This window comes from Micromonospora sp. NPDC002411, assembly GCF_053592955.1.
The window spans coordinates 1-5,356 of record NZ_JBSFBM010000409.1 but is presented as its reverse complement, the minus strand read 5'-3'; the positions used below and the strand labels follow the sequence as shown (position 1 = coordinate 5,356).

At 72.1% G+C, this 5,356-nt stretch carries 7 protein-coding genes and 1 pseudogene; 2 read left to right on the top strand and 6 right to left on the bottom strand.

All coding sequences use genetic code 11. The annotated features are described in order from the left end of the window. The 5 genes and pseudogenes from ACWCO3_RS30990 to ACWCO3_RS30970 form a co-directional block, all read right to left on the bottom strand. Nucleotides 1–94: pseudogene (locus ACWCO3_RS30990) on the bottom strand (ABC transporter substrate-binding protein); the annotation flags it as partial. Between the two features lie 21 nt (nucleotides 95–115). Then, a complete protein-coding gene (locus ACWCO3_RS30985) occupies nucleotides 116–376 on the bottom strand; it encodes a hypothetical protein (RefSeq protein WP_145784010.1) in 261 nt (86 codons plus the stop codon). A gap of 109 nt (nucleotides 377–485) precedes the next feature. Further along, nucleotides 486–947: an SRPBCC family protein gene (locus ACWCO3_RS30980; RefSeq protein ID WP_088990440.1), complete on the bottom strand. Its 462-nt coding sequence runs from the start codon at nucleotides 945–947 to the stop codon at nucleotides 486–488. A 50-nt stretch (nucleotides 948–997) separates the two neighbouring features. Beyond that, nucleotides 998–1,414: a DUF2795 domain-containing protein gene (locus tag ACWCO3_RS30975; RefSeq protein WP_088947320.1), complete on the bottom strand. Its 417-nt coding sequence runs from the start codon at nucleotides 1,412–1,414 to the stop codon at nucleotides 998–1,000. Between the two features lie 98 nt (nucleotides 1,415–1,512). Next, on the bottom strand, nucleotides 1,513–2,499 hold the full coding sequence (locus ACWCO3_RS30970; protein ID WP_450013418.1) for a YihY/virulence factor BrkB family protein: 987 nt from the start codon (nucleotides 2,497–2,499) through the stop codon (nucleotides 1,513–1,515). Nucleotides 2,500–2,663: 164 nt separating this feature from the next. On the opposite strand from ACWCO3_RS30970, the gene ACWCO3_RS30965 reads away from it, so the two are divergent. Further along, complete coding sequence (locus tag ACWCO3_RS30965; protein ID WP_357932371.1) at nucleotides 2,664–3,065, top strand: ChaB family protein; 402 nt, start codon at nucleotides 2,664–2,666, stop codon at nucleotides 3,063–3,065. Nucleotides 3,066–3,119: 54 nt separating this feature from the next. Here the strand turns inward: ACWCO3_RS30965 and ACWCO3_RS30960 are convergent, their stop codons facing one another. Continuing rightward, nucleotides 3,120–4,553, bottom strand: a complete 1,434-nt coding sequence (locus tag ACWCO3_RS30960; protein ID WP_145784008.1) for an aldehyde dehydrogenase family protein — start codon at nucleotides 4,551–4,553, stop codon at nucleotides 3,120–3,122. A gap of 72 nt (nucleotides 4,554–4,625) precedes the next feature. On the opposite strand from ACWCO3_RS30960, the gene ACWCO3_RS30955 reads away from it, so the two are divergent. Beyond that, nucleotides 4,626–5,356: phytoene desaturase family protein (locus tag ACWCO3_RS30955; protein ID WP_450013415.1), on the top strand; the 731-nt coding region annotated here is incomplete at its 3' end.

The following is a 5,356-nucleotide window of genomic DNA, read 5'->3' as shown; positions in this document are numbered from 1 at the left end:
CGATCGCGGTGCCGGTGTTGCCGGAACGGACGTACGCAGCCATCAGCTCGAGCTCGGCGGCGGCGGCGACCGGGTTGGAGGCGTCGACGTTCTTCCCCGCCCAGCCCGACGGCGATCAGACGTCCGGGCCGGTCCGTCCGGTGGTGGACGGGCGGTAGGCGCGCTGCGGGTCGGTGGCCTCCCGGGTGTTGCCCTGGGCCTGTCCCTCGCGGTCCGACGCGGCCGGTCCGTGCCCGAACGCGGCCTCTTCGCCCGCGTCGTTACCTGTCACGTCGTCGGCCTGCCCGTCGAGGCTGGAGCCGGACACGGCCCGTTCCAGCTCTTCCAACGGAAGTCGTTCCTCGTCCCGCCACACCCTGATGTTGTCGTCGGTCATGCTCTCAGCCGTACCCGGGCGCGATGATCGCAAACGGTGTCGCGGGAGCGGGCTCGGACACGGCGATGGCCGCCGGAGATCCGGCGGCCATCGGTGAAGCTGTCCAGGATCACGGCTGCGGGCGGTCCACCGACCCGCGCCAGGCGCCGGTCTCCTGACCGCGCCGCTCGATGTACGTCTTGAAGCGCTCCAGGTCGCCCTTGGCGCGTCGGTCGACGATCCCGAGCTTGTCGCCGGCCTGCTCGACCACGCCGTGCGGCTCGAACTCGAGCTGCAGGGTCACCCGGGTCTTGTCCGCGTCGAGCCGGTGGAAGGTCACCACGCCGGCCTGCTGGGTGCCGTCGGTGGAGCGCCACGCGACGCGCTCGTCCGGGAGCTGTTCGGTGATCTCGGCGTCGAACTCGCGCTTCACCCCGGCGATGTCCACCTTCCAGTGGGTCATCGTGTCGGAGAGCTGCCGGACCTCCTGCACACCCTCCATGAACTCGGGGAACTCCTCGAACTGCGTCCACTGGTCGTACGCGGTGCGTACGGGCACGGAAACGTCGACATGTTCGGTTACGCCACTCATCAGAGAACCTCCTTCAGTCGCTAATGGTCGTCGGGTCGGGGGTGACCCGGTCACCAGCGAGTTGTCTCGTTCTTGTTGCCGAGCGCGGCCCACACCTCGGAAACGGTCTGGTAGACGGTGCCCTCGGGCAGTCGTTCCAGTGCCGCCACGATGTCGTCCGGCGCCTCGTTCTCGCGGGCGCTGGCGATGAGCACCAGGCGGTCGCCCGGCAGCGCGCTCATCGAGATGAACCGGCCGAGCCGGCTGCGCTGCTCGACGTCCGTGGAACTCATTCCCTGTGGGGTGCCGGTGCGCAGGTCGCCGGCCGGGGCGGTGGTCGTCTCCGGCTGGTCCTCGCCAGCCGGTTCCGGCACTCGCGACTCGTCGACCCGAGAGCCGCCGGTCCCCGGCCCCTGCACGAGGCCGCTGACCTCCTGGCTCATCTGTTCGTCGATCCTCGGTCCGTGCTTGCTGTTGCCACGCTCCATGTCTTCTGCGCTACCCGGCACCTCGCCCGCTAAACCGGCACCCGGTCGCGAACGGGCCCATGGTCCGGCGTCGAACCGGACAACCACCCCGACGGGGTTCAGTCGTCGGCCGGCCTGCGTGGTGGCAGCACCGGATCCTCCGGGTCCCGGTCGCCGGCCTGCAACTGTCGCCCGCGCTGCACCTCGGCGTTGATCTGGACCCCCAGCATCAGCGCGGAGTTGCTCAGGTAGAGCCAGACCAGGAAGGCGACGGCCGCCCCGAGGCTGCCGTAGGTGGTGTTGTACGAGCCGAAGTTGGCCACGTAGAGGCCGAAGCCGAAGGAGGCCACCGCCCAGGAGACCAGGGCCACCGCACCGCCCGGTGTGAGCCAGCGGAACCGGGGCTGGCGCACGTTCGGCGCGATCCAGAACAGCAGGGACAGCAGGATCATCATGATCATGGCGAGGACCGGCCACTTCGCCACGCTCCACACCGTGCGGGCCAGACCGCCGGCATTGATCAGATCGCCCACCGCGTCGGTGACCGGGCCACTGACGATCAACGCGAGGGCGACCACAGCGAGCAGCACCAACGTGATCGCGGCCAGGCCGATCTGCAACGGGCGCAACTTCCAGACCGGGCGGCCCTCGTCCACCCCGTACACGGCGTTGGAGGCCCGGGTGAACGCACCGATGAAGCCCGACGCGGACCACAACGCGCCCAGCAGGCCGAAGCTCAACAGCAGCTTGGGGTTGCTCTGGTCGAGCACCACGGTCCGGATCACGCCGACCACGCCGCCCTCGTCGTCGGTCAGCACCGACCCGGCGCCCACCTGGTTGGCCAGGTCGACCACTGTGTCCAGGGTCCGCTCTCCGTCGGAGACCAGTCCGACAAGCGCCACCACCACGATCGCGGACGGAAACAGCGCGAGGACCCCGTAGTAGGTGAGTGCGGCGGCCCAGTCCGAGCAGTTGTCGTTGACGAAGTTCTGCACGCTGCGGACCAGCACCCCACGCCAGGTCCGCCAGCTCAACTGCCGCATCCGTCGGGGAACCCGGGGGCGCTGGGCACCGTCGAGCGTCGTACCGGGCTCCATGGTCGTCATGCCGCTCCCTGCGCCCCGGCCACCGGATGACCGGTCGTCCGGTCAGGCCTGGCCCGCCGGTACCCGCACCGGGAAATCGACAAACCCGACCGTCGTACGCCGCCGTTTAGGCGGGGATGCCGGGGGAACGTCAGGGGGATCCGAACGACGCGGAGGAGGACGAGATGCCCGGGCGCGAAGACCTGCCCAGCACGCTGCGACGCTCCTCGGACAAGGCGCAGCGCACCTGGGAGAAGACGCACGACTCGGCGGTCGAGACCTACGGCGAGGGGGAGCGGTCGCACCGGACCGCGTTCGCCGCGGTGAAGCACCAGTTCGAGAAGGTGGGCGACCACTGGGAGCCGAAGGGGCGCAAGGGCCCGAGCGACCAGCAGGCCGCCGGTGGCGGACCGGAACGGCGCGCACCCACCGCCGGTGGGGTGGACGCCAACGCCACCAAGGACCACCTGATGGCGGTGGCCCGCGAGCTGGACGTACCCGGACGGTCCAGCATGAACAAGCCGGACCTGGTCAAGGCGATCCAGAAGGCCAACGACCGGGCCACCCGCAAGGCTCGCGGGGACTGACCTGTCAGACGACGGTACGGGCGGACGCACCACCCCTGCGTCCGCCCGTTGCGTTCACCATTCGCCGCCGCCGGGCGCCTCGATGTGCACCGCCTTGGTGGCGGTGAACTCGTCCAGCAGCTCCGGGCCGTACCCGAAGCCCTGCCCGCTGGCGCGACGCGGGTGCGCGGCGCCACCCGGCGCTCCCCCGAACACTGCGTTGACCTTGACGGTGCCCACCGGCAGCTCCCGCCAGGCCCGCTGCGCGTGACTCATCGACGTGGTCAACACGGTGGCGGCCAGCCCGTACGGGGAGTCCGCGGCGCAGCGCAGCGCCTCGTCGAACGAGTCTACGACCACCACGGGCGCGACCGGCCCGAACGTCTCCTCCCGCACCAGCGGCATGTCGTGCCGGCAGTCCGTGACCACAGTGGCCGGGTAGAACGCCCCCGGCCCGTCCGGCACCTCGCCTCCGGCCCGCACCCGTGCGCCGGCTGCCACCGCCGCCGTCACCTGCCCGTGCACGTGGTCGCGGTGCCGACGGTCGACCAGCGGGCCCAGCTCGGTACCCGGGTCCCGGCCCGGCCCGACCCGCAGCGCCTCGGCGTGCCGCGTCAGGGCGGCCACGAAGTCCCCGGCCACCTCCCGGTGCACGTAGATCCGCTCCACCGCCACACAGATCTGCCCGGCGTTGGCGAACGCGCCGAGCGCGGCCTGACCGGCCGCCCACTCCGGGTCGACGCCTGCGTCGACGATCAACGGATCACTGCCCCCGTTCTCCAGGAGCACCTTCGCGCCGGTGCGGGCCGCGGCGGCGGCGATCGCCCGACCGGTAGCTGTCGACCCCACGTGCGCCACCACGTCGACGTCCTGCGCGGCCAGCGCCGCACCGACCTCCGGGCCGCCGGTGAGCAGGGACAGGACACCAGCCGGCAGCGCCTGGTCCAGCGCCCGGGCCAACAGCCAACCCGTCGCCGGTGCACGTTCGCTCGGCTTGTAGAGCACCACGTTGCCGGTGACCAGGGCCGCACCGAGCAGACCGCAGGACACCGCCACCGGGTCGTTCCACGGGGTGATCGCGGCGACCACACCACGCGGCTGCGGGGTCAGGAAGTCCAGTGCGTCGACTCCACCGTTGAGGGTCCGCCCGCCCCGCAGCGGGGCGAGCTCCGCGTACTGTCGCAGGGTGCCGATGCCCGCCTCGACGCCACCGCGGGCGTCCGCCAACGGCTTGCCCATCTCCGCCGTGACCGCCTCGGCCAGCTCCTCGGTGGCCGCCGCCACCGCGTCCGCGGCCCGGTGCAGCGCCGCCGCCCGTTCGGCCGGCGCGGTCGCCGCCCACTGCGCCGCCGCGTTCCGTGCCGCCTGGGCCGCCTTGCCGACCTCGTCGGCAGTGGCCACCGGCACCGTGCTGACCGGCGTTCCGTCCGCCGGATCACACACCACCAGTTCACCGCCGTCGCCGCCCGCGCCCCACACCCCACCCACCAGCTGCGCAACCGTGTACATGCGGCGCTGGATGCCCGGGCCTCGGCGAGACAAACGCGTTTCGCCCGGTTGCACGCCGGGTAGGCGGATCGGATGACCACCACCGCCGCACAGAGCGCGGACGCCGTCATCGTCGGGGCCGGTCACAACGGCCTGGTGGCGGCGAACCTGCTGGCCGACGCCGGCTGGGAGGTGGTGGTGCTGGAGGCCACCTCCGCGCCCGGTGGCGCGGTCCGCTCCGCCGAGGTCACCGCGCCCGGCTACCTGAGCGACCTCTACAGCTCGTTCTACCCCCTGGGGTACGCGTCACCGGTGCTGGCCGACCTCGACCTGGGTCGGCACGGCCTGTCCTGGCGACATGCGCCGGACGTGCTGGCGCACCTGCTGCCGGACGGCCGAGCAGCGGTGATCAACCGGGACCTGGACGTCACGGCGGCCTCGCTGGAGCAGTTCGCCCCCGGTGACGGCAAGCGCTGGCTCAACGCGTACACCGACTGGCTCGACGTGGCCGAGCCGATGCTGGACGCGATCACCTCGCCGTTTCCGCCGGTCCGTGGCGGGTTGGGTCTGCTGCGTCGGCTGCGGGTCGCCGGCGCGCTGCGACTGGCCCGGCGACTGGTGGTGCCCGTGCGCAAGCTCGGCGACGAACTCTTCGACGGCCCCGGCGGGCCGGCCCTGCTGGCCGGCTGCGCCCTGCACACCGACCTGTCCCCGGAGGAGGCCGGCTCCGGGGCATCGTGGCCGCAGGCCCGATCGTGGAGCACCTGTCCTGGCACTGGCTCTTCTGGCTGCCGCTGGTCCTCGTCGTCGTCGCGCTGCTCGGG